The organism is Arthrobacter hankyongi (genome assembly GCF_022012395.1).
GTDB classification, from domain to species: domain Bacteria; phylum Actinomycetota; class Actinomycetes; order Actinomycetales; family Micrococcaceae; genus Crystallibacter; species Crystallibacter hankyongi.
The window spans coordinates 124,764-146,566 of record NZ_JAKLTQ010000003.1 but is presented as its reverse complement, the minus strand read 5'-3'; the positions used below and the strand labels follow the sequence as shown (position 1 = coordinate 146,566).

At 68.8% G+C, this 21,803-nt stretch carries 27 protein-coding genes; 7 read left to right on the top strand and 20 right to left on the bottom strand.

Annotation, left to right across the window (positions count from 1 at the left end):
- Positions 1-144 precede the first annotated feature (144 nt).
- From LVY72_RS06910 to LVY72_RS06895, 4 genes are all read left to right on the top strand, one after another.
- Entirely contained in the window at positions 145-480 is a 336-nt protein-coding gene (locus LVY72_RS06910; protein ID WP_237819058.1) for an ArsR/SmtB family transcription factor, read from the top strand.
- Positions 480-1,271 carry a cation efflux transmembrane domain-containing protein gene (locus LVY72_RS06905; protein WP_237819056.1) on the top strand — a complete coding sequence of 264 codons (792 nt, stop codon included), beginning with the start codon at positions 480-482 and terminating at the stop codon, positions 1,269-1,271. The genes LVY72_RS06910 and LVY72_RS06905 overlap by 1 nt, the downstream gene beginning before the upstream one ends.
- Positions 1,268-1,942: a DsbA family protein gene (locus LVY72_RS06900; protein WP_372463679.1), complete on the top strand. Its 675-nt coding sequence runs from the start codon at positions 1,268-1,270 to the stop codon at positions 1,940-1,942. The genes LVY72_RS06905 and LVY72_RS06900 overlap by 4 nt, the downstream gene beginning before the upstream one ends.
- 204 nt (positions 1,943-2,146) lie before the next feature.
- Entirely contained in the window at positions 2,147-2,467 is a 321-nt protein-coding gene (locus LVY72_RS06895; RefSeq protein WP_237819053.1) for a DUF1232 domain-containing protein, read from the top strand.
- 432 nt (positions 2,468-2,899) lie between these two features.
- On the opposite strand, the gene LVY72_RS24855 is transcribed toward LVY72_RS06895, so the two are convergent.
- Together LVY72_RS24855 and LVY72_RS06885 are read right to left on the bottom strand one after the other, a co-directional pair.
- A complete protein-coding gene (locus LVY72_RS24855) occupies positions 2,900-3,133 on the bottom strand; it encodes a hypothetical protein (RefSeq protein WP_372463678.1) in 234 nt (77 codons plus the stop codon).
- A gap of 26 nt (positions 3,134-3,159) precedes the next feature.
- Entirely contained in the window at positions 3,160-4,194 is a 1,035-nt protein-coding gene (locus LVY72_RS06885; protein ID WP_237819051.1) for an AAA family ATPase, read from the bottom strand.
- Positions 4,195-4,267: 73 nt separating this feature from the next.
- On the opposite strand from LVY72_RS06885, the gene LVY72_RS06880 reads away from it, so the two are divergent.
- Positions 4,268-4,510 carry a DUF2188 domain-containing protein gene (locus LVY72_RS06880; protein ID WP_237819360.1) on the top strand — a complete coding sequence of 81 codons (243 nt, stop codon included), beginning with the start codon at positions 4,268-4,270 and terminating at the stop codon, positions 4,508-4,510.
- A 301-nt stretch (positions 4,511-4,811) separates the two neighbouring features.
- On the opposite strand, the gene LVY72_RS06875 is transcribed toward LVY72_RS06880, so the two are convergent.
- The 18 genes from LVY72_RS06875 to LVY72_RS06790 all read right to left on the bottom strand — a co-directional run bounded on the left by LVY72_RS06875 (position 4,812) and on the right by LVY72_RS06790 (position 19,638).
- The gene (locus LVY72_RS06875) at positions 4,812-5,090 is read right to left on the bottom strand and encodes a hypothetical protein (protein WP_237819049.1); all 279 of its coding nucleotides are present in this window, start codon (positions 5,088-5,090) and stop codon (positions 4,812-4,814) included.
- Positions 5,091-5,379: 289 nt separating this feature from the next.
- Positions 5,380-6,552, bottom strand: a complete 1,173-nt coding sequence (locus LVY72_RS06870; protein WP_237819047.1) for a flagellar hook protein FlgE — start codon at positions 6,550-6,552, stop codon at positions 5,380-5,382.
- A gap of 48 nt (positions 6,553-6,600) precedes the next feature.
- Complete coding sequence (locus tag LVY72_RS06865; RefSeq protein ID WP_237819045.1) at positions 6,601-7,038, bottom strand: flagellar hook assembly protein FlgD; 438 nt, start codon at positions 7,036-7,038, stop codon at positions 6,601-6,603.
- A gap of 17 nt (positions 7,039-7,055) precedes the next feature.
- Complete coding sequence (locus tag LVY72_RS06860) at positions 7,056-8,546, bottom strand: flagellar hook-length control protein FliK (RefSeq protein ID WP_237819043.1); 1,491 nt, start codon at positions 8,544-8,546, stop codon at positions 7,056-7,058.
- On the bottom strand, positions 8,543-9,295 hold the full coding sequence (locus tag LVY72_RS06855; RefSeq protein ID WP_237819041.1) for a C40 family peptidase: 753 nt from the start codon (positions 9,293-9,295) through the stop codon (positions 8,543-8,545). The genes LVY72_RS06860 and LVY72_RS06855 overlap by 4 nt, the downstream gene beginning before the upstream one ends.
- Positions 9,292-9,720 carry a flagellar FliJ family protein gene (locus LVY72_RS06850; RefSeq protein ID WP_237819039.1) on the bottom strand — a complete coding sequence of 143 codons (429 nt, stop codon included), beginning with the start codon at positions 9,718-9,720 and terminating at the stop codon, positions 9,292-9,294. Before LVY72_RS06850 ends, LVY72_RS06855 begins: the two co-directional genes overlap by 4 nt.
- Complete coding sequence (locus LVY72_RS06845) at positions 9,720-11,075, bottom strand: FliI/YscN family ATPase (protein ID WP_237819037.1); 1,356 nt, start codon at positions 11,073-11,075, stop codon at positions 9,720-9,722. Before LVY72_RS06845 ends, LVY72_RS06850 begins: the two co-directional genes overlap by 1 nt.
- Complete coding sequence (locus LVY72_RS06840; RefSeq protein WP_237819036.1) at positions 11,072-11,680, bottom strand: FliH/SctL family protein; 609 nt, start codon at positions 11,678-11,680, stop codon at positions 11,072-11,074. Before LVY72_RS06840 ends, LVY72_RS06845 begins: the two co-directional genes overlap by 4 nt.
- On the bottom strand, positions 11,670-12,689 hold the full coding sequence (gene fliG, locus LVY72_RS06835; protein WP_237819033.1) for a flagellar motor switch protein FliG: 1,020 nt from the start codon (positions 12,687-12,689) through the stop codon (positions 11,670-11,672). The genes LVY72_RS06840 and fliG overlap by 11 nt, the downstream gene beginning before the upstream one ends.
- Complete coding sequence (gene fliF, locus LVY72_RS06830; protein WP_237819031.1) at positions 12,686-14,344, bottom strand: flagellar basal-body MS-ring/collar protein FliF; 1,659 nt, start codon at positions 14,342-14,344, stop codon at positions 12,686-12,688. The genes fliG and fliF overlap by 4 nt, the downstream gene beginning before the upstream one ends.
- Positions 14,344-14,670 carry a flagellar hook-basal body complex protein FliE gene (gene fliE / locus LVY72_RS06825; protein ID WP_237819030.1) on the bottom strand — a complete coding sequence of 109 codons (327 nt, stop codon included), beginning with the start codon at positions 14,668-14,670 and terminating at the stop codon, positions 14,344-14,346. Before fliE ends, fliF begins: the two co-directional genes overlap by 1 nt.
- Complete coding sequence (locus LVY72_RS06820; protein WP_237819028.1) at positions 14,670-15,062, bottom strand: flagellar basal body rod protein FlgC; 393 nt, start codon at positions 15,060-15,062, stop codon at positions 14,670-14,672. Before LVY72_RS06820 ends, fliE begins: the two co-directional genes overlap by 1 nt.
- Complete coding sequence (locus tag LVY72_RS06815; protein WP_237819357.1) at positions 15,062-15,403, bottom strand: flagellar basal body rod protein FlgB; 342 nt, start codon at positions 15,401-15,403, stop codon at positions 15,062-15,064. The genes LVY72_RS06820 and LVY72_RS06815 overlap by 1 nt, the downstream gene beginning before the upstream one ends.
- 144 nt (positions 15,404-15,547) lie before the next feature.
- The gene (locus LVY72_RS06810; protein ID WP_237819026.1) at positions 15,548-15,913 is read right to left on the bottom strand and encodes a hypothetical protein; all 366 of its coding nucleotides are present in this window, start codon (positions 15,911-15,913) and stop codon (positions 15,548-15,550) included.
- Entirely contained in the window at positions 15,906-16,346 is a 441-nt protein-coding gene (gene fliS, locus LVY72_RS06805; protein ID WP_237819024.1) for a flagellar export chaperone FliS, read from the bottom strand. The genes LVY72_RS06810 and fliS overlap by 8 nt, the downstream gene beginning before the upstream one ends.
- Positions 16,343-17,707 (bottom strand): flagellar filament capping protein FliD, encoded by a 1,365-nt coding sequence (fliD, locus tag LVY72_RS06800; RefSeq protein ID WP_237819022.1) that lies wholly within the window; start codon positions 17,705-17,707, stop codon positions 16,343-16,345. The genes fliS and fliD overlap by 4 nt, the downstream gene beginning before the upstream one ends.
- Before the next feature lie 122 nt (positions 17,708-17,829).
- Positions 17,830-18,702, bottom strand: a complete 873-nt coding sequence (locus LVY72_RS06795; protein WP_237819020.1) for a flagellin N-terminal helical domain-containing protein — start codon at positions 18,700-18,702, stop codon at positions 17,830-17,832.
- A gap of 126 nt (positions 18,703-18,828) precedes the next feature.
- Entirely contained in the window at positions 18,829-19,638 is an 810-nt protein-coding gene (locus LVY72_RS06790; protein ID WP_237819018.1) for a sigma-70 family RNA polymerase sigma factor, read from the bottom strand.
- A 255-nt stretch (positions 19,639-19,893) separates the two neighbouring features.
- Between LVY72_RS06790 and LVY72_RS06785 the strand changes: the two genes are divergently transcribed.
- Positions 19,894-20,379: a flagellar protein FlgN gene (locus LVY72_RS06785; RefSeq protein WP_237819016.1), complete on the top strand. Its 486-nt coding sequence runs from the start codon at positions 19,894-19,896 to the stop codon at positions 20,377-20,379.
- Between the two features lie 19 nt (positions 20,380-20,398).
- Positions 20,399-21,802, top strand: a complete 1,404-nt coding sequence (gene flgK / locus LVY72_RS06780; RefSeq protein ID WP_237819014.1) for a flagellar hook-associated protein FlgK — start codon at positions 20,399-20,401, stop codon at positions 21,800-21,802.
- The last annotated feature ends 1 nt before the right edge of the window (position 21,803 follow it).

The following is a 21,803-nucleotide window of genomic DNA, read 5'->3' as shown; positions in this document are numbered from 1 at the left end:
GGAAACCGCCATTGGCTCCAATCCCGAAGCGATCTCCCGAAGCGATCGCCCTGGCAAAGAAGATCATGAAGGACCAGCAGGCCGAAATCCAGAAGATAGTACATTATTTTGTGAATACATAATTCGATGTACTAATCTGGGATTATGGAAACAGACACTGCCGCCCACACCTCGGTACTCTCCCGCTTCGGGTATGCCCTGTCGGATCCGACGCGGGCGAGGATCCTGCTGGCATTGCGGGAGGCCCCGGCTTATCCGAGCGACCTGGCGGACCTGATCGGGGTCAGCCGGCAAAGCCTGTCCAACCATCTGGCCTGCCTGCGCGGGTGCGGCCTGGTCGCCTCGGTGCCCGAGGGCCGGCGCTCACGGTACGAACTGGCGGACGCGCGCCTGGGCCATGCCTTGGGGGATCTGCTCGGGGTGGTGCTGGCCGTTGATCCGGAGGCCTGCGCGGACAGCGGGCAGAAGGGGTGCTGCTGATGGCGGTCCATACCCATGCCGCTGTGGCGGCTTCCCCACAGCGCAGGGCGGTGCTGGCCCGCCGCATCCGGCTGTTCGTCGCGGCCACCATCACATACAACGTCGTTGAGGCGGTGGTGGCCCTTGCCGCCGGGACCGTGGCCGATTCCAGCGCCCTGATCGGGTTCGGCCTGGATTCTGTCATCGAAGTTTCCTCAGCCGCGGCCGTGGCCTGGCAGTTCGCCGGCCGCGACCCGGAGAAGAGGGAGAGGAAGGCGCTGCGGTTCATCGCCTTCTCCTTCTTCGCGCTGGCCGCCTTCGTGGCCTTCGATGCGCTCCGCTCCCTGTTGGGAGGACGGGAAGCAGAGCACTCGACCGTGGGCATCGTGCTGGCCGCAGCCAGCCTGGCCATCATGCCGGCCCTGTCCTGGGCCCAGCGCCGGGCAGGCCGTGAACTGGGATCCCGCTCCGCCGTGGCCGATTCCAAGCAGACCCTGCTGTGTTCGTACCTGTCCGCGGTGCTGCTCATGGGCCTGGTCCTGAACAGTACCCTGGGCTGGTCCTGGGCTGATCCGATCGCCGCGCTGGTCATCGCGGCGGTGGCCGTCAAGGAAGGCCTGGAAGCCTGGCGCGGGGACAGCTGCTGCGCCCCCGGAATGCACCTGCACGTCGAGGACGAAGCCCCTGCCACGGCTGCCGCCGGCACGGTGGCTCCGACGTCGGCACCGCAGGCACAGGCGCCCAACCTCACTGCCAAGCCGAACCCCGGCGCCTGCTCCTGCTGCCCGGACCCGGCAGAAGGGAGCAAGTGACCTTGACGGCGAAGACTTCTCTCAGCACGCCCAACAAGATCGCCATTGCCCTGGTCGTGGCCGCAACGCTGGCCGCCCTGGCCGCCACTGTCTTCATCAACAGGACCAACGCGGCATCGCAGGCCACCGCCGCCGAAGCGGCGGAGGTGGTGCGCGAAGACAGCCACCGCCTGTCTACCGCCAAGGATGAGAAGGCCGTTCTCGTGGAGTTCCTGGACTTCGAATGCGAATCCTGCCTCGCCGCCTATCCGTTCATCGAGGAACTTCGGGCCAAACACGCCGACAACCTGACGGTGGTCAGCCGCTACTTCCCCCTCCCGGGACACTCCAACGCGCTCACTGCGGCGGTGGCCGTCGAGGCGGCAGCACAACAGGGGAAGTTCGAGGACATGTACCACCGCATGTACGAGACGCAGACCGAATGGTCACACACCCCGGAATCCCGGGCCGGCACCTTCCGCGGCTACGCCAAAGACCTGGGACTGGACATGGCAGCCTACGACGCCGCCGTGGCAGACCCTGCCACCACCGCCCGGGTGGAAACGGACAAGAACGACGGCTTGGGGCTGGGTGTCAGCGGCACCCCCACGTTCTTCCTGGACGGAGAACAGATCTCACCCTCCACGCTCCAAGAGTTCGAACAGCTCATCGACGCCGCGGTCTCGAAGTAGAACGGGGCCGGCTACCTCCGGCCCATCAGCCGCCGCCACAACGGGGCATCCCGTTTGCCTGACGGTCACCGACCACGAAAGAACGGAGAACACCAGACCGTGAACTGGTGGGAAATACTGCTGGGCATCTTGGCCGGACTGATCGGGGTCTATATGATCCTGCTGCTGACCATCTGGATCTAGGCCCGGCGCCACCCGGAAACGGTGGGGCTGAAGGACGCCCTGCGGCTGCTGCCGGACCTGCTGCACGTGCTCCGGCGGATGGCGGTGGACCGGACCGTGCCGGCCGGCGTGCGGGTCAAACTGGGCCTGCTGGTGGCCTACCTGCTCCTGCCGCTGGACCTCGTGCCGGACTTCCTGCCCGTGATCGGGCACGCCGACGACGTGATCATCGTCGCGCTCGTCCTCCGCTCCGCGATCCGATCCGCCGGCCCCGAGCCGCTGCGCCGCCACTGGCCCGGCAGCCCCTCCGGTCTTGCAATCATCGAACGGCTTGCCGGCCTGGATGCCTCCCGCCCCGACTAGCGGACGGGGAGACTGGAGCCTGGCGGATATGGGGAAACCGCCAGGCTCCATCGTCTTGGCCCTCTCCTGGGGCGTCAGCGCGCCCGGCACCACGATGCATCCAGTATTGTCCGGCTGACTTGGGAAAGCCCGGCAGACCTCTGCCGGTCTGGTTCCTACTTGACGCGCTCCAGGCCACATAACGGGTCGCGATGGCCGTTGCTATTCGTCTGCGCGGTCTTCGCCCTGTAGCCCCGCACCGAAGCCCGAGGTCCTGGGCGGTGGCCTGAGCATTGGCCCCCGGGCGACATATTCGCGGTTATCGGGGTTTTGGGCCGACCGCCTGCATGGCCATTTCATAATGCCTTGGGCTGGCGGCGGTCATTGCCCCGTGGTGGGATGAGGCGTCAGCCGTCAGTGCGGGGCAGAACCTCGTCCTGTCAGGCCAGAGGTTCAGCCGATCCTTCGCCCGCCCGGCGTAGACACCCGGCACCGGACCAACCCGGAACCCGCGGGCCTGTCGGCGACGCTGAATTCGGTCATGTCAGTCACCCACTTTTCATTCGGGGCGCCGGCATCAAACTGCCGGTTCAGCAGGTTCGGGGCAACGATGCCCTGCTCGCCCTGGTAAGAGTTGTAGCGCTTCTTCCGCCGGGCCTTGCAGACCAGCCGCAGCGAACCCAGCATTCGCCTGACAGCCGCCGCAGATCCGGTCAGCCCAGCCTGCGCCACCAGCGTGACTGCTCCGGTTCCGGCGTCGGTTCCGGCTCCGGCTCCTCGCCCAAGGCCAGCGCGGCCTCGACGATGTCGTCCGCGGTGAGCGTCATGACGGCCTCACGATCGAGCGCGTCGAGACTTTGTTCCTCGTCGAGCGACAGCCGCAGCGCCTGGCGGTTGAGCGCCTGCTCGAACAGCGTGCGGGCGAACCGTGCGTTGCCGGAGTCCTCGCCCGCGTGGAGCCCGGTGAGGATGCGGCGCAGCATCTGGTCCGCACCCGGCTCCAGCGTGTACTCGTGCTGGGCCAGCATCTGGTGGAAGATCGTTTGGAGTTCGTCGACGGAGTAGTCGGGGAACGTGATCTCGCGGGCAAATCGGGAGCGCAGTCCGGGGTTCGAGAGCAGGAAGGACTCCATCAGCCGCGGGTACCCGGCCACGATCACGACCAGGCGGTGGCGGTGGTCCTCCATCCGCTTGAGCAGGACCTCGATCGCCTCGGGGCCGAAGTCCATCCGGCCGTCCTCCGGGGCCAGCGCGTAGGCCTCGTCGATGAACAGGACGCCGTCCAGCGCACGCCGGATCACCCGGTCCGTCTTGATGGCGGTCGCGCCGACGTACTGCCCCACCAGGCCCGAACGGTCGACCTCGACCAGGTGGCCTTTCTGCAGCAGACCGACCGCGCGGTACATCTCGGCCAGCAGCCGCGCCACGGTGGTCTTGCCCGTGCCCGGGTTTCCGAGGAACACCAGATGCTGTGATGTGGCCACCTCCGGCAGGCCGTGCGCCTTACGGCGGGCCTGGACCTGGAGCAGTGCGACGAGGGCCCGCACCTGTTCCTTCACGGTCTCCAGTCCGACCAGCGCGTCGAGCTCGGCCTGCACCTCGGACAGCGGCCGGGCCGGCCCGGGCCTCGCACCGATGAGATCGCCGAACAGATCGTCGACGCGCTCCGAACTGTGCAGCTTGAGCTGATCGGCCAGATGGCCGATGGTTTCGCGCAGCTCGTCGAGCGGATTGCGGCTGGCAGCCATGCAACCACTGTAGTACTCGATTCCCGACCGGGGTGGGGTTGGCCTCACCAGTATCAACTCCCTTTTGGCCGTAGTGTTCACGCGGTACAGGCAGTCTCCGTTGGATAATGCGGGCACTGGCCGTGCTTTCGGCGCTGACTACGGCCCCAAGGATGAGGCAGAAGCTGCAGGTCGGGACGCTGCCCAGGCCGACAAGGTGGAGCACGTCATCAAGTACCAGAACGGGAAGATCGCGCCAAGGACAGCTACGGCAATGATCCCCGGAATGTCCCGGGCTGATCCGGCAGTTCACGGCATCGCGCAGCGGTGTCGGTGACACAAGAAGGGCCGGCTATGAACTGGTCCCTGAAAGTTTGGACGCTCCCAGCTGTGAGATCCCCACTTTAGTGGCTAGCGCTGGGCACTTCTCAGAAAAGGCTCCGTCCCATTTGGGGCGGAGCCATCAGAGTAGAGCCAGCCGCTGTCCACTAAAGCGGAGACACAATAGGCAGTCCAGCTTTTGGGGACCAGTTCAGGCGATAGCCCGGCCCTTTCTGCGGTTGCTCCCCTTATTTTGCGCGGCATCTGCGGCGCAGGCCGCCCTGCATACCTGCTAACGGACTGATGGTCAGGCCGCTTCAATAACCGGCGGTCAGGTCCTGAGCCATCTCGATCACAAACTCTGACGGACCGCCGGCTTCGAGCCACTCCTTCACGGTCACGGCCCGTCCGTTCAGGACCGGGTCCGGCTGCACGGTGAGGAAGAACCCGGCTATCGAGCCCGGGTGGGCACCGGCCGGCAGGGCGGCCAGGACGGCATGAAGGTACGGGACCAAGGTGTTCCCGGGTGCGGTGAACTGCCGTTCGGGAAACAGCAGGTCTCCGTCCCGCCGGTAGGCGTACAGTCGCCGGGCCACGTCCAGGGCACCGAGTGCCTCCGCGCCGGGCCAGCAGGGCCTCGATCACGGCGTCATCCTCGACCATGAAAAGATCCTTGCCGGCCCCGAGGCCGTCGGCCAAGGTGGCCGTGTACTGGAAGAAGCGTTGGTCGGGTCCGGTGCGTTTCCAGTCCTGCGCCATCAGGGCCAGGAGCAGGTCGATGCGTTGCATGTCGCGCTCCGGGAGGAGACAGCCCCGATCCGATTTTTGGTCGGTTCGGGGCTGTCTCATGGAAGCAGCTAAGAGACAGCTATGTTTTCCGCCAAATTACCGCTTCAGGTTGGTCAGTTCCTGCAGCACCTCGTCGGAGGTGGTGATGATCCGCGCGTTGGCCTGGAAGCCGCGCTGGGCCACGATCAGGTTGGTGAACTCCTGCGACAGGTCCACGTTGGACATCTCCAGGTAGCCGCCGCTCAGCGAACCCATGCCGGCGGTGCCGGCCGTGCCCACGGTGGCGGCACCGGAGTTGGCGGTGCCGCGGTAGGAGGACGAGCCGGCCTTCTCCAGGCCTCCCGGGTTGGTGAAGTTGGCCAGCGCCACGCGGCCGACGACGTCGGAGTCACCGTTGCTGAAGGAGCCGATCAGCGTGCCGTCCGGAGACATCGTGAAGGACTCAAGCGTGCCGGCGGCCCGGCCGTTCTGGTCCGCGAAGGCCACGGTGGTCATGCCGGCAAAGCCGGTGATGGCCTGCAGGTCGACGTTCACGCCGTTGACCGCCAGCGTCGCCGGTCCGGTCAGGTTCCCGCCGGCGAAGGTCATCGCCTGGGCCGCGGTGGCCCCGGTGCCGTCATCGCCGCTGACGGTCCAGCCGGCGCCGGTCATTGCAAAGGTCAGCGACAGGGTCCGGGTCTGGCCCAGTCCGTCGTAGACCTCGACGTCCCGGACCAGCTGGGTTCCCACTGCGGCGTCTGCCGGCAGGTTGCCGTCGACCGTCGCCGCGTTGGTGGCGCTGGCCGGCGAGACGGCCTTCGACGAGAGGCTGATGTTCTGCACGGCACCGCCGACCGGCACCTGCCCGTTGACTGCCATCCAGCCCTGCAGGATGGCGCCGTCCGGGCTGACCAGGTTGCCGTTGGCGTCGAGCTCGAAGGCACCGGCGCGGGTGTACAGCTGCTCGCCGCCCTTGCTGGTCACGAAGAAGCCGTCACCGGAAATCATCATGTCCGTGCCGCGGCCGGTGGCCTGGGCCGACCCCTGCGCAAAGTTGGTCGAGATCCCGGCGACCTGCACGCCCAGGCCGATCTGCGCCGGGTTGGTGCCGCCGGCCTCGGCCTGGGCCCCGCCGGCGCCCTTGGTCATCTGTGACAGGGTGTCCTGGAACTGGGTGGCCGAGGCCTTGAAACCGGTGGTGTTGACGTTGGCGATGTTGTTGCCGGTCACGTCCAGCATGGTCTGGTGGGACCGCAGGCCGGAGATCCCGGAGTACAGCGAACGCAGCATGGGTGGCGCCTTTCAGGTAGTTCGGGTGGTTTGCTCGTGCTGGGAAAATCAGGAGGTGGCCGCAGCGCTCACCCCGGACAGCGCGTCCAGGGGAACCTCGACGCCGCCGATGGTCACCGTCGGCACTGCTCCGGCATAGGAGACGGCGCTGATGACGCCGGTGACGGCTTTGCCTTGTGTGTCCGCATAGCTGGCGGTCTGTCCGAGCAGGGCCGCGGCCGCCGAACGCATCTGCAGCGAGAAGTTCTCCTGGTTGGTCTTGGTCAGGTCCGTCATCTGCTCCATCATGGCCAGCTGCGTGGTCTGCGAGATCATCTGGTTCGTGTCCATCGGTGAGCTCGGGTCCTGGTTGCGCAGCTGGGTGACCAGCAGGGACATAAACACCTCGCTGTCCATGGCCTGCTTCGGCGTGCGCGCTGCCGCGCCGGCATACACGCCGGTGGACACCGCCGCGGGTGTGGTGCTGACTACGCCTTCAACGGGCACAGCTGGTCTCCTCTTCGCTAGGCCAATACGTCGATGATGGAAGTGCTTGATACGGGCCGGGCCGGGACCGGGGCTGCCGCCGGGACAGTGGCGGTGCCGGGGCCGGAGGCGGCCAGGCGTCCGTCGGGCCGCTGTCCGGCGGACCCGGAGCCGTTCCCGGAGCCCGGCTGTCCGCCGTCCGGCGCGACGCCGCCGCGCTGGTCCCCCGGCCGGTTCTGCGAGGACAGGTCCAGGCTGGTGTTCATGCCCTGCCCGGCCAGGTCGCGGCGCAGCTCCGGCAGGATGCCGCGCAGCGCCTCGCGGCCGGCGTCGCTGGGCGCGAACAGCTCCACCCGGATGTGCTCGCCGGAGACGTGGGCGCGGACCGTGACCGGTCCCAGGTTGTCGGGGGCGACGTTGATGGTCAGCACATGCTCGCCCAAGGCGGCGTTGGCCAGCGAAAACAGCGGCCGGGCAATCTGGGCGCCGAACGGGAGAGCGGCGTTGGGGTGGGCCGCTGGGGCCGGAGCCGCGGCCCCACCGGCCGCAGCTGCCGCCGGCGCGGCCGGCAGGGGTACGACGGCGGGGGCCTGGTCCGGGGCTTTCTGACCGGCAGCGGCGGGGGCAACGGAATCTGCCGCGGGCGCCGGGGCGGCGCGGCCGGCCGCGGCAGCCGCGGCTGAGTCGGCGGCGCCGGTCACGGTGCCAAAGACCGCGGTACCGGATTCGACGACGCCGGTTCCGGTATCGGGCACCGGCCGGCTGCCGGACGCCTCGGACCGGGAGCCGGCCGGCACCGCACCCGCCAAGCCGGTTGCCTGCGGTGCGGCAGTTGCCGGCGGTGCAGCGGCAGCCGGCCCGGCCACGGCAGCATCGCCGCTGGCAGACGCAGCGGCAGCGGCGTCAACCTGCCCGGCCACGCCGGTTCCGGCCAGGGGGTCCACAGCGGCCACGGCTGCCGGGGACGCCGGGATGGCCGCAGCGTTGGCCAGGCTGGCCGCTCCCCCGGAAATTCCGGCAGCCGGGGTCCCTGCAGCGCCCAATTCTGCAGCGGCCGGCAGCACGGCAGCAGCCGCTGGCTGCGGTCCGCCGGCGGCGCCGGCCGGTACGGAAAGGCCCGCCGCGGCGGCTTGTGGCAGGTCGCCTGCAGCGGCTGCCGCGCCGGACAACCCTGCACCGCCGCCCGGGCCGCCTGTCGCGGCGGTGTCCGGGCTGTCGGCGGCCGCAGCCATCGCGGGGCTGCCGCCGGACGGCACACCGGTCACGGGCACGGCGAGGGCAAAACCGGCCAACCAGCCCGCCGCTGCGGGAAGGCCGTCGGTCCCGGCAGCCGGCGCAGCCGGCGCACCCTGGCCTAGGGCGCCGGCACCGGCGCGGTCCGGCGTGTCGGCAGGTGCGGCGTCCGCCGCGAGGCTGCCCAGCGCGTCCTGCATCGCCGCGCCGAACTGGCCGGCCGCCGGCCGGCCACCGGTGGCGCGGGCTGCCGCCGGAGCCGCCGGGGCGGAAAATCCTGCTGCCGGGATGCTCATGCCGCTCCCCCCGTCACCAGGGCTGCCTGTGCGGCGGCCACCAGGTCGGACAGCCCCGCGTCAGCGAAACCGGAGGCGGCACCCTGGCTCCCGGCCAGCGCCACCGCCGCGCCGGAGGTACCCGCGGTGCCGGAATTGCCGCCGTCGGCGGGCAGCACCCGGCGGATGGTGGTGATGTTGCCGTCATTCTCCCAAGCGTCGCGGATCTGGATCGTAGCCCCCGGCTGCGGCGCGTCGATCGCCTTGCCATTGCCCAGGTAGATGGACACGTGGCCGCCGTCGTGGCTGAAAATCAGGTCCCCGGGCCGCGCCTCGGCCAGCGAATTGACCTGGGTGCCTTCCTTCATCTGGTCCCAGGTCACCCGCGGCAGCTCGATGCCGATGTCCCGGAACGCCAGCTGGACGAAGCTGGAGCAGTCCAGCCCCACCGCCGGGTCCGTACCGCCCCAGACATAGGGTAGCCCGATGTAGTTTTTGGCCGCCGCGATCAGCGCATCGGCGTTCGTGCCCGTCCCGGCAGCATCCGTCCCCGCGGCCACGGACGACGACGGCGCGCTGCCGGCCGCACCCGCGGTGCCGCCGGCAGCGGCGAGCGCCTGGGCGAAGGCCGCCGCCGAGGCCGTGGAGCCTTGGGACGACGCCGCAGACCCGGCGGTGCCGGCCGTCCCGGAGATCAGGGTGTTGCCCTCGAGCTGGTTCAGCGTGGACTGGATCTGCTGGACTCGGCCGAGCATCTCGGTCAGGCTCACCGGCCGGCCTCCCCGCGGTGCCAGGTCCCGGAGGCGATCTCGTCCAGGACCACCTGCTCGCCGCGCAGTTCCTCGGCCGCCATCGACAGGGCATGCTGGCCCTGCAGCTTCTCCAGCCCGATGGCCTGGGCGCGCGCCTGCTGGAAGGCCAGCTGCGCCTCCTCCGCCTCGGTCCGGCACAGCGTCTCGGCCGCCTGCAGTTCGGCCAGCATGCTGCGCGAGGAGGCGCGGGCCGCGGACACCGCCTGCAGGGTGGCCGGATCCGAGACCTCGGCGGTGGATTCACCCAGCAGGGTGCGTGCCTGGACCAGGCTTTTGCCGCTGTCGCGCAGCCGCGCGTTGGCAGCGGCGAGCTGGCTGGCCGCCTGGTCCTGCTGCAGGTGGCGCAGCCTGAGCAGGCCGGCCAACGGGAAGGAACGGGCCATCAGATACCTCCAAGGGTTGCCGCCAGCCGGCGCAGGTGCTCCCAGGCCGCATCGGCCAGGGTCTGGTCGTCCATGCGCTGCTGCAGGAACAGGTTGATCTCGTCCTCGTGGTCCACCGCGGCGTCCACCAGGCGGTTGGACCCGCGCTGGTAGGCGCCGACGTCGAGCAGGTCCTGCGCCGCCTTGCGCGCGGCCAGGACCTTGCGCAGGCCGGCCGCCAGCCGGGTGCGCTCGGCCGGGTTGACCTTGGAGGCCACCCGGGAAATCGAGGCCAGGGCGTCGATGGACGGGAAATGCCCAGCGACGGCCAGCTTGCGGTCCAGCACCACGTGTCCGTCCAGGATCGAGCGCGCGGCGTCGGCGACCGGCTCGTTGTGGTCGTCCCCGTCCACCAGCACGGTGTACATCCCGGTCACCGATCCGGTCTCGGCGGTGCCGGCGCGCTCGAGCAGCCGGGCCAGCACGGAGAAGGTGGACGGCGGGTAGCCCCGGGTGGCCGGCGGCTCGCCGACGGACAGCCCGATTTCGCGCTGCGCCATGGCCACGCGGGTCAGCGAGTCCATCATCAGCATCACGTCCGCCCCCTGCTCGCGGAAGGACTCGGCGATCCGGGTGGCGGTGAATGCCGCGCGCAGCCGCATCAGGGCCGGTTCGTCCGAGGTGGAGACCACCACGATGGAGCGGGCCAGGCCCTCGGGCCCAAGGTCGTCCTCGAGGAATTCGCGCACTTCGCGGCCGCGCTCGCCCACCAGCGCGATCACGGAGATCTGGGCGTTGGTGCCGCGGGCGATCATCGACAGCAGCGAGGATTTGCCGACGCCGGAGCCCGCGAACAGCCCCATCCGCTGGCCCTTGCCCACCGTGGTCAGCGTGTCCATCACGCGCACCCCCAGCTGCAGCGGCGTGTCGATGCGTGCCCGGTGCATGGCCGAGGGCGAATCGCTGTCCAGCGGCACCCAGGCGTCCGGGTGCAGCGGCCCCTTGCCGTCGATCGGCCGGCCGAGCCCGTCCAGTACCCGCCCGAACAGCCCGGCGCCGGTCGGGACCAGCATCGGCGTACCCTTTGCCCGGGCCGGGGCGCCGGGGCTGATGCCGCGCAGCGCACCGAGCGGCATGCAGCGCACGCCGGTCCGGTCCGCGGCCACCACCTCGGCCTCGATGCCCGGCTGGCCGCCGATCCGCACGAGCTCGCCGATGGCGCAGTCCAGGCCGGTGATTTCGACGGCGAGGCCCAGCACCGAGGACACGACGCCGACCCGTTCGGGCCGGGCCGCGGCACAGGCGGCGGCGAAGCGGTCTGCCCGCGGACGCCAACCGGCCGGGAACCCCGGCCGCGCCGCCGCTGTCGTCGTCATGCTCCGGCTCCCTGCAGCGCGGCCCGGGCCCGGGCCAAGGCACTGCCGATCTTCGCGTCCAGGAAGCCGTCCGCGAACTCGGTGACCGCGTCCCCGCGCGCCAGGCTGGAATCGGGGACGAACTGCACCCCGGCCTGCCGGCGTACCTCGGGATCGAGCACGGTCAGGTCCACCGGATTCATCCGCACCGTCTGCACGGTGGCGGCATCCACCCCGGCCAGCGCCCGGGCCAGCGCGGCCCGGGCACCGCGCTCGCCGTCGGCCAGTTCGCAGCCCAGCACCGCCTCGGCCAGTTCCAGCGCGGCCGCGGCCAGCGTGTCCTGCGCATCCGCCAGCACCGGCGCGGTGCGCTGCTGCAGGGTCTGGACGGCGGTGTTCAGGGCCTGCACCGTCCGCTCCACGCGCGCCTTCCCGTGCTGCACCACGGCCTCGTGCTCGGCCTGCAGCCGGGCCTTCTGTGCCGTGATCTCGGCGGCGGCCGCGCGCAGACCGGCGGCATAGCCGGCGGCGTGGCCGCGGGCCCGGGCCCGCTCCTCCGCCTGCTCGTGCCGGCCATCGCGCAGCGGCGGGAAACTCATCGGCGAGAACACTGCCTCAGTAGACATACTCGTCCTCGTCCGCCCGCTGGACGGTGATCAGGCCGTCCGCCTCGAGGCTGCGGATGGCCCGCACAATGTCCGCGCGCGCCTCTTCCACCTGGGACAGGCGGACCGGGCCGGCATCGCGGATCTCGTCGTCGAGGATCTCCCGGTTGCGCTCGGAGACGTTCCGGCGGATCAGTTCGGTCACCTGTTCGTCCGCGCCCTTCATCGCCACGGCCAGCACGGCGGTGTCGATGCCGCGCAGCACCTGCTGGATGTCCCGCGGCTCAAGCTTGATGATGTCGGCAAAGGTGAGCATCCGGGAGCGGACCTCGTCCGCCAAATGCGGATCCCGCAGTGCCAGCCCCTCCAGCACCGCACGTTCGGTGGCGATATCGGCGCGGTTGATGATGTCCACCAGCGGCTGGATGCCGCCGACCACCTCCACGGCCTGCTTGGGCGCCACCAGCGCGCCGGCGCGGGCCCGCATCGTATCGGCGACGATGCTGACCGCCTCCGGCGTGGCGGTGCCCATCGTCGCGATGCAGCGGGCCACCTCGGCGCGCAGTTCGTCGTGGAATCCGGCCAGCACGGCGGAGGCCTGGTCCGGGCGCAGATGCGCCAGCACCAGGGCAATGGTCTGCGGCAGTTCGCCGGTGAGCAGGGTGACGACCTGCCCGGATTCGGCATCCTCGAGGAACTCGAACGGCTTTCCCGCCAGCGTCGACGCCAGCCGGTCCAGCACCCCGGCGGCCTTTTCCGCCCCGAAGGAGGCCGCGAGCAGGCCGGATGCGAAGGTGCGGCCGCCGCGTGGACGCGGCCGGCCCTTGACTGTCATGTCGTGGAACTCCGCCAGCGCCTTTTCTGCCAGCTCCGGTTCGATCCGGTCCAGGGCCACGATCTCGGCGATGATCCGCTCCGCCTCGGCCTCACTGAACTGCTTCATCACCTGGGCTGCCCGCTCCGGGTCCATCTGCATCAGCACGATGGCCACCTTCTGGGTCCCGGTCACCCCACCTAGCACATCGCTCATGCCGGCGTCCGTTCATCCATGAGGCTGCGCAGGAACTCCGCCGTACGCTCGGGATCGCTGCCGGCCAGCGCGTCGATCTCCGCACGCTTGCGCTCGACGGCGGCCGCATGCGGGTCCAGTTCCGGCGGTGCCGCGGGCAGCGGGATCGCCGTCGTCACCGGGGCCGGGGCCACCTGGCGGCGCACCGGGGCGGCCGCCACCGGGACGGGCTCCGGTGCCGGTTCCTTGATGTCCACGGTCAGCGGCGCCTCGAGCTCGGGCGTGACCTGCTGCAGTTCCTCCAGGTCCACCGGCTCGCGGTTCTGCCGGCGGGACCAGCGGGCATAGGCCAGCAGCCCGATGATGGCCAGCAGCGCGATGCCGCCGACGATGATCAGGGTGCGGATCAGCTCGAACTGGCGCTGGGCCGCTTCCTGGGCCTGCGCGTCGGCGAGGGCCTGGGCCGCGGCCTGCGCGCCGGCTGCGTTGAACGGCATGACTTCCACGGTGACCTGGTCCCCGCGCTTCGTATCGATCCCGGCCGCGGTGGAGACGAGCGTGGAGAGGTTGGCCATGCTCACGCCGGCGGCCGCCGCCTGGTCCACGGCCACGGAGACGGTCTGCCGGTTGAGCACCCCGGCCGGGATCGTCCGGTTCTCGGTGACCTTGTTGACCGCGTTGTTCCGGGTGCTGGACTCGGAATCGAAGGTGCCGTTGCCGTTGGCGCCGTCCGGGACGGCAATATTGTCCGGGCCCAGCACACCCGAGGAGCCGGCGCCAGTGCCGGTGTACTTTTCAGTGGTGGTCGATTCGTTTAGCGCCGGGGCGTTGTCCGGGGTGGTAAAGGATTCCTCCACCCGCTGCGCGGACTCGCTGCTCATGTCCGCGGCGACCACCACGCTGGCGTTGCCCGGCCCGACGACCCGGTCCAGCATGGCCTGCACGGAATTGCGGACCTTCTCCTCGTAGTCCGAGGCCTGTTGGTCGGTGGAGCCGGTGACGCCCACCCCCGCCGCGGACAGCACCTTGCCGCTGGCATCGACCACCGAGACGTTCTTGGCATCCATCCCCTCGATCGACGCCGAGGTCAGGTGCACGATGGCCTGGACCTGGTCCGAGGACAACGTCACCCCATTGTCTGTCTGGATGAACACCGACGCCGTGGGGTCCGCCTTCTGCTTGGCGAAGACCGTTTCCTTCGGGATGGCCAGCTGGACCGAGGCGGTCTGCACGCCGTCCATCGCGGAGATGGTGGCCGCCAGTTCGCCCTCGAGTGCCCGTTTGAAGGTCACCGACTGCTGGAACTCGGAGGAGGTCACGCCCATGTCATCGAGCAGCGAATAGCCCTGGGTCTTCGAGGTGGGCAGGCCATTGGCGGCAGCCTTGAGCCGCTCGTCATAGACCTTGTCCTGCGGCACCATCACGGTGCCGCCGCCGTCGGCCAGCTCGTACGGCACGCCGTCGGCGCGCAGCTGCTCGACGATGCTGTTCGCGTCCGCGGCCTGCAGGCCGGAAAAGAGCGGGCTGTAGGCGGGTTTGGACAGCCAGGACACCAGCGCCACCGTGCCGAGCACGACGGCGGCGATCCCGATCAGCGCGATCGTGCGCTGGGCGATGCTGAACCCGCGGACCACCTCACCCAGGCGGCCGAACCAGGCGGCGACCTTGGTCTGCATCAGGCCTGCATCCTCATGATCTCGTTGAAGGCGTCAACGCCCTTGTTGCGCACCGCCGCGACCAGTTCCAGGGTCACCTGCGCACGGGTGGAGGCCAGCGTGGCGGTGTGGATGTCCTCCAGGTTCCCGGTGACGGCCTGGAGCGAAAGCTGCTTGGAGGTGGACTGCAGCTGCTGGACATTGTCCACGGCACCGGCCAGGGCGGTGGCGAAGCCGGCGCCCTCCGTGGCAGTGGTTTCGCTGGCTGCGGGCAGGTAGCCGGTGCCGGCCACACCCTGGACCGGGGCGATGGCGGAAGCAAGGCCGGAAACGGCGGGTACGGGCATCAGGAACGTCCAATCTGCAGGGCGGCCTCGTAAGTGGCCTTGGCTCGGTCGACGACGGCGGCATTGGCCTGGTAGCCGCGCTGGGCCAGGATGAGCTGGCCCATCTGCTCGGCAAGGTCGATGTCCGGATAGCGCACATAGCCCTCGGCGTCGGCCAGCGGGTGGTCAGGTTCGTAGACCATCCGGCCCGCGGCGTCGCCCCAGGCCGCGCCGGCGACGTACGCGCCGCTGTTGCCCTGCCCCTCCTGTGCCAGCACGTAGCGGGCCTGGAAGGCCGGACCGTTGGTGCTCGAGGCGTTGTTGGCGTTGGCGAGGTTGTCCGAGACGGCGTCCAGCCACTTGCGGTGCAGGGTCAGGCCGGTACCGGCGATGCCGATCGCGTCGAAAGTCATCAGCTGGTCCTCATCGCCGTGCGGACGCTGGTGAACTGGCCTTCCACGGCCCGGGCCGCGAACTGGTAGCGCAGCACTGTTTCAACGTTGGAGAGGGTTTCGGTGTCCAGGTTCACGTTGTTGCCGTCGGTCCGGGTGGGCTCCAGGGACCGGGCCGTGGTGGCGTCGGCGTGTCCGTCGCCCAGCTGGATGGAGCGGGAGAGCGCGTCCTCGAAGGCCACCCGCTTGGCATGGTAGCCCGGGGTGTTCACATTGGCGATGTTGTTCGCGATGGCACGCTGGCGCAGGGCCAGGCCATCCAGGGCGCTTTCCAGCGCCACGGAGCTCACGGAATCGAACACGGCAAAACCAACTTCACTCGCGGTGCGGCGGCCGATCCGTGGCCTGAGGTGTGAGCGATCCATGCTCACTCCGCCCTATCGGCAGCCGGGGGTGCCATGTTAGGAAACACGAAGTTTTTCGTGAGGAACTGCGAAGGGCGTGGCTTACCCGTTCACATCAAGGTAGACGGAGATGTCCCGGCCGGCCGCCTGGGGCACTGCTTCGAGGTAGCTGGACTGCTTCCGGTTCGCCCGGACCTGCGCGCGCAGCGCGGTGATGGCTTCCTGCTGGGCCGCGGCCAGCCGGGTGGCCCGGCGCACCAGGCCGGGCGGGATCGGCCCGAGGTCCCGCGGCGCGGTCCACGCGGCAACGGCCTGCCGGCCGGCGTCGCCCGCCTGCGGCGCCGCGGCCACCGTCAGTTCCGCCTCCAACTCGTCGAGCACCGCTTCCCAGCGTGCGCCGCCGTCCGGTTGGCCGGTGGCCTCCTGGCCGCCGTGCGCCCCGGCCGGCGTCGCTGCGTCCTCAGGCAATGCCCAGCTCCCCCACCGGCTGGGCGAAGGCTTGCTGGGCGGCTAAAGCCGGAACATCCCCGGCGGCCTCGTGCCAGGCCTGGCGAAGCGGTTCCAGCAGCCTGATGCACTCGCGGGTGCGCTCCACATTCCGGTGGATATTGGCGCTGATCAGGGTCTGGGATACGTAGTTGTACAGTGCCAGCAGGCCGTCGGCGCCGTCCCAGGCCGTGGTGTCCAGGGTGATGGTCAGCTCGGTGACGATCGCCTGCGCATGCAGCAGGTTGTCCGAGGCCACCGACCACTGCTGCGCCTCCTGCGCCTCCTCGGCGCGGGCCAGATCCAGCATCAGCCGGTCGTAGAGCATGGTCAGCAGCCGCGCCGGCGAGGCGGAGAGGATCGCATCCCGCTGGTACTGGTTGAGCTTGGCCTGTGCATTGCCCATCATGTTCATGAGGTGGAGCTTCCTGTGGTCAATCCGGCCAGCTGCGAGGTCAGCCAGCTCTGCTGGGACTGCATGTTACTCAACTGGACCTCCAGCTGGGAGTAGATCCGCTGCAGCGTGCTGCGGCGTGTTGCGAGGCGGTCGTCCCAACCGGTGATCTGGTCGTTCAGGTTCCGGACCAGCGACTCCTGCCCCTTGATCACCGCCGTCAGCGTGCCGTCGTACTTATCCGAGGCCACCTTGGCCGCATCGGCCACCCGGGATGAAATGGTCTGCAGCGTGGCGTCGACCAGGGCCGGATCCTTGGCCAGCGCCTCGGCGAACTTCTTCTCATCGAACTTAAGATCGCCGACCTTGGTGATCTCAATCCCGATTTCCATCGGCGACTTGTCATCGACCGGCGTCGAAACAGCCAGCATGATCCGCTGGCCGGCGTCCCGGACGGTGCTGTCACCGGTAAAGATCCCGGCAGTGGTGGTCGCCGCACCGGTCGAGCTGGTGCCCGAACTGACGGAGCTGCGGGTCTTGATGTAGGCAAATACATCGTTCAGCGAGGTAACGAGTTCCTTCGCTTTGGCAGTGACAGCCGCGTCGTCGCGGGTCACGGACACGGTCACCGGCGTTGCCGACGTCGCCTTGACCGTGACGTCGACGCCGGGGACCAGGTTGGTGAAGGTGTTGGTGGCGGAGGTGACCGACTGTTCGGCGGCGGTTCCCGCCCAGAGCTTGACCTCGGCGTCCTGGCCCTGCTGGATGACGGCGGCGCCGGCCCGGCTGAAGATGCTGGTGCCGCCGGCATCCTTGATGTCGAATTTGCCCGCCGCGCCGGTGGCAGAGGCAGTGAACTGGATCCGGTAGAGCTGCTCGCCGCCGGCGCCTGTCCCGGCGGCGATCTTGACTGCGTTGATACCCACATTGGCACCGTTGATCGCCGCGACGATGTCATCCATGGAACCGGACGCTGCCGTGACCGGCGTAATGGTGTTGTCGGCGCCCACGATGTTGAAGAACGGCGGAGCGTCAGGCCAGGCGGCCACGGCTCCGGAAACGCCGATGTGCTTCTGCGCCAGCTTGCTCACTTCGAAGCTGACTTCGCCGGCCGCTGCGGCACTGCCCGCGGTCGCAGTCACGTCGTCGGAACTGCTGGAGGCACTAAGAATATTGAGCGCTGCAGGTTTCGCCGCCGCTTTGGCCAGTTCGGCCAGGGAGGCAATCTTGGCATTGAGACCCTGCAGTGCGGAGACGAAGCTGTTGGAGGAGGTGACCTTGTTCTTCAGGATGGACTGCGGGATCGCCTCCACCTGCATCAGCGAGTTGATCAGCGAGGTGGTGTCCAGGCCGCTGGCGAGCCCATCGAGCGAGATTCCCACAATCTTTCCTTCCTCAGTTCCTTGTCAGCCGGGATGAGCGACCAATGCAGAGCGCCGGCGGCAGCAGGGAAGGGCGTCCTTCCCGGCCGCCACCGGCGGTTACTTCATCAGTGTGTCAGGGATTAGCGCAGCAGCTGCAGCACACCCTGGCCGGACTGGTTGGCCTGCGCCAGCATCGCGGTGCCGGCCTGGGACAGGATGTTGGAGCGGGTGTAGTTGACCATCTCCGCAGCCATGTCCGTATCGCGGATGCGGGACTCGGCGGCGGTCAGGTTTTCCTTGGCGATGTTCAGCGAGTTGATGGTGGACTCGAGACGGTTCTGGTTCGCGCCCAGCTCCGAACGGGACACGGACACGTTCTTGATCGCAGTATCGATATCCTCGATGGTGGCCTGCGCGGTGGTCTTGTCGGTCACGATGAAGCCGGCCGCGGCCGTCCCGACGGTGCCGCCCGTGTGGGTGATGACGTCGGTCAGGTCGGTGGCCAGATCCGCCATGCCCACCGAAATGGTGGAAGCGGCGTCGCCCTCGGCACCAACCTGGAAGTTCAGCGTGGCAGGACCGGCGGTAGCACCGCCCTGGAACAGGTTGATGCCGTTGAAGTTGGTGGACTCGATGATGCGGGAGAGCTCCGCGCCGAGCTGGTCGCCTTCGTTCTTGATTGCGGTGCGGGAGTCAGCGTTGTTCGCATCATTCGCTGCCTGAACAGCCAGGTCACGCATGCGCTGCAGGATGGAGTGGACCTCGGTCAGGGCGCCTTCCGCGGTCTGGATAACCGAGATGCCGTCCTGGGCGTTGCGGGCGGCAACCCCGTTGCCGTTGACCTGCGAACGCAGACCCTCGGCAATGGACAGGCCGGCGGCGTCGTCGGCCGCACGGTTGATGCGCAGGCCGCTGGAGAGCTTCTCCATCGACTTGGACAGGTTGTTCTGGATGCTGCTCAGGCTGCGGTAGGCGTTGTTCGCCGAGATGTTGGTGTTGATCTGCATACCCATGATGTATTCCTCCGTGAGTGGGTTGGTGCTTCCGGCCCGTCCGTGGGCCTTCACCTAGCGCTATCGGCGCAGGTCGCAGGGGCGTTAGGAGGAATTCGGGAAATTTCTTGGTGGCGAACTGAGCGGTCAGGACACCATCGGTTCGGACTGGCGGCCGATGCGGGTGATGCCGCCGGCAGTGCGCTGGCCCAGGGTCGACAGGTAGCTGTTCCGGCGCGCCGGGGAAATCCGGGATTCGGGCACGTGCTCCGCCTCGGCGTCGTCGTGGTAGTGCGTGGCCAAGCCGTCGCGCAGCAGCCGGATCGCCTCGGAGCGCTGCTGCGAGATGGCCGAGTGCGTGGCGCCGAGCTCTTCGGCCAGGTCCTTGACCGAACGGTCTTCGAAATAGATCTGCTCGATGATGTAGCGCATCTTCTCCGGCAGGATCTCCACCGCCGAGCGCAGGAAGACCAGCCGCTCCTCGTCCAGCAGTGACCCTTCCGGGGAGGGTGTCTCGTCCATCAGGAAATCGGCGGTCATATCATCCAGCGCGGAGACGGTCCGCGAGGCATCCGCCAGCGCGGCCCCGGCCGTCTCGCGGTCCACGCCGAGCGCCGAGGCGATCTCGTCCACGGTCGGATACCTGCCAAGTGCGGCGGTGAGGGTTTCGCGCACGGCCAAGGTCTCCTTGATCCGCTTGCGCACCGAACGCGGAGCCCAGTCGATGGCGCGCATCTCGTCCGCGAAAGCCCCAACGATGCGCCGGCGGGCGAAGGCACCGAACGGAACCCCGAGCGAAGGATCAAAGGCGTCCGCCGCGGTGATCAGCGCCACCGATCCGGCAGAAGCCAGGTCGTCCCGGGACAGATGTGTGGCCTTCGCGCACACTTCCGCCACCAGGTAGCCGACAAGCGGCAAATTTTCCACCACCAGGTCATTACGCACAGCACGGTCCAACTGCTTGCCCCCCTATGAGCATCGCGCACGGAACGTATGGCTCTTCCGCAAAAATATGGCTGCCGGACAGCTGCCCGGCAGTCACAGAAACCTACGGATGAAACCTATCACCAGAGGGTGCTAACGCTATGCAAAACCATGCCGATAGAGAGCTCCGTAGCCATGTCGTTATCTCGATTTCATATGGCGGCAATAGAAGAGGGTCCGCGCTTGGGGAATCGCGGCCCGCCCAGATAATCCGGGGAGGTGGAGATTATGGGCGCACACGACCTTTCGGCAATGCTCTGGCGCGAGCGCGAGCTGCTGGAACTGCTGGTTTTCAAGCTCGAAGAGGAGCAGCTGCTGCTCACCGCGGGCAAATCGCGCTGGCTCCAGCACGCTACCCGCGAAGTGGAGCAGGTACTTGAACGGGTCCGGGACGCCGGGCTGGCCCGGACGGTGGAAGTGGCGGCACTGGCCGCCGAATGGGGCTCGGCGGAAAACGCCACCCTGCGCGACGTCGTCGAAAAAGCTCCGGCGGGACCGTGGGGGGAAATTTTCACCGGGCATCTGCGGGCCCTGACCGAACTGGCCACCCAGATCAAGGACCTGCGGGACACCAACGAGCAGTTCCTGCGCTCGGCGGCCCGCTCCACGCAGGAGACCATGGCCAATCTGGCCCCGGAAGCCGGCACGTACGATGCCCACGGCGTCGCAGGCCTCTCGCCCGCCGCCGCCCGGCTCTTCGACACGACGTTATAAGGGTTGTGAGGACTTTCCAGTGAGCACCTTCAGCGGACTGAATACCGCCTACACCGGCCTGGTGGCCGCCCGGCAGGGCCTGAACGTGGTGGGGCAGAACATCGCCAACGTCAACACCGAGGGCTACACCCGGCAGCGGGCCAGCACCTCGTCTGTCGGCCCCGTGGCGCAGACCGGCTTGTTCGCCGGCGGGGTGCGCGCCGGCCAGGGCGTCTCGGTGGACGCGATCGCCCGGCTCGGGGACCTGCACCTGGACGCCCGGGTCCGCTCCGCTGCGGCCGCCGCTGGCTATGCCTCGGTACGCTCGGACACGCTGTCTGCACTGGAGGACGTCCTACGGGAGCCGGGTGACAACGGCATCTCCGCGCGGCTGCAGCAGTTCTGGGCGGGCTGGCAGGACATCGCCAACCAGCCCGGGGAGCCGGCTCCGGCCGGGGTGCTGCTGGAACAGACCACCGTCTTCACCCAGCAACTGGCGCACGGCTACGGCGAAATCGAAGCCCAGTGGACCGAAGTGCGCGGCAAGGCGGACACCATGGCGGCCGAACTGAACAGTGCCGCGGCGCAGGTCGCCGACCTCAATGCCCGGATCCGGACCACCCTGGCGGCGGGCGGCTCCGTCAACGAACTGCTGGACAAGCGCAGCACCCTCACCGCGGACATCGCTTCGCTGGCCGGCGGGACGGTGCGGCAGAACACGGACGGCACCGTGGACGTGCTGATCGGCGGCAATGCCCTGGTTTCCGGCGATTCGTTCCGCCCGGTCAAGCTCACCGGCGCCACCCAGCTGGATGGCGGCACCCTGCAGCTGGAATGGGCGCACCGGCCGGGCAGTCCGATCGCGCTCGACGGCGGCGAGCTCGCCGGGGCGCTGTCCGTGCTCGCCCCGGCCAATGCTTCCAAGACCGGCGGTGCCATCGCCGAGGCAGCCGCCCGGTTCAACGCCTTCGCCGAGGATTTCGCTGCCCAGGTCAACGCCGTCCACAGCACCGGGGTGACACCTACCGGAGCGCCCGGCGGAAACTTCTTCAGCTATGTCCCCGGCCGCGCAGCGCAAACGCTGGCGGTGGTGCCGCAGGGTGTCGGCGACATTGCCACCGGCACCGGCGGGCTGGACGGCTCGATTGCGGACCGGATTTCCCAGCTCGGCACCGGGCCCACTTCGCCCAATACCGTCTGGACCGCCGTCGTGACCGAATTCGGTGTGGCAGCCAAGGCTGCCCAGCAGAGCGCGAACCTGGCCGACCTGGCGAACACCTCCGCGGCAAACCAGCAGCTGGCCAGCGCCTCGGTGGACCTGGATGAGGAGAACGTGAACCTGCTCAGCTTCCAGCACGCCTACCAGGGCGCCGCCCGGGTGATGACCGCGGTGGACGAAATGCTGGACACCCTGATCAACCGCACCGGCCTGGTAGGAAGGTAGT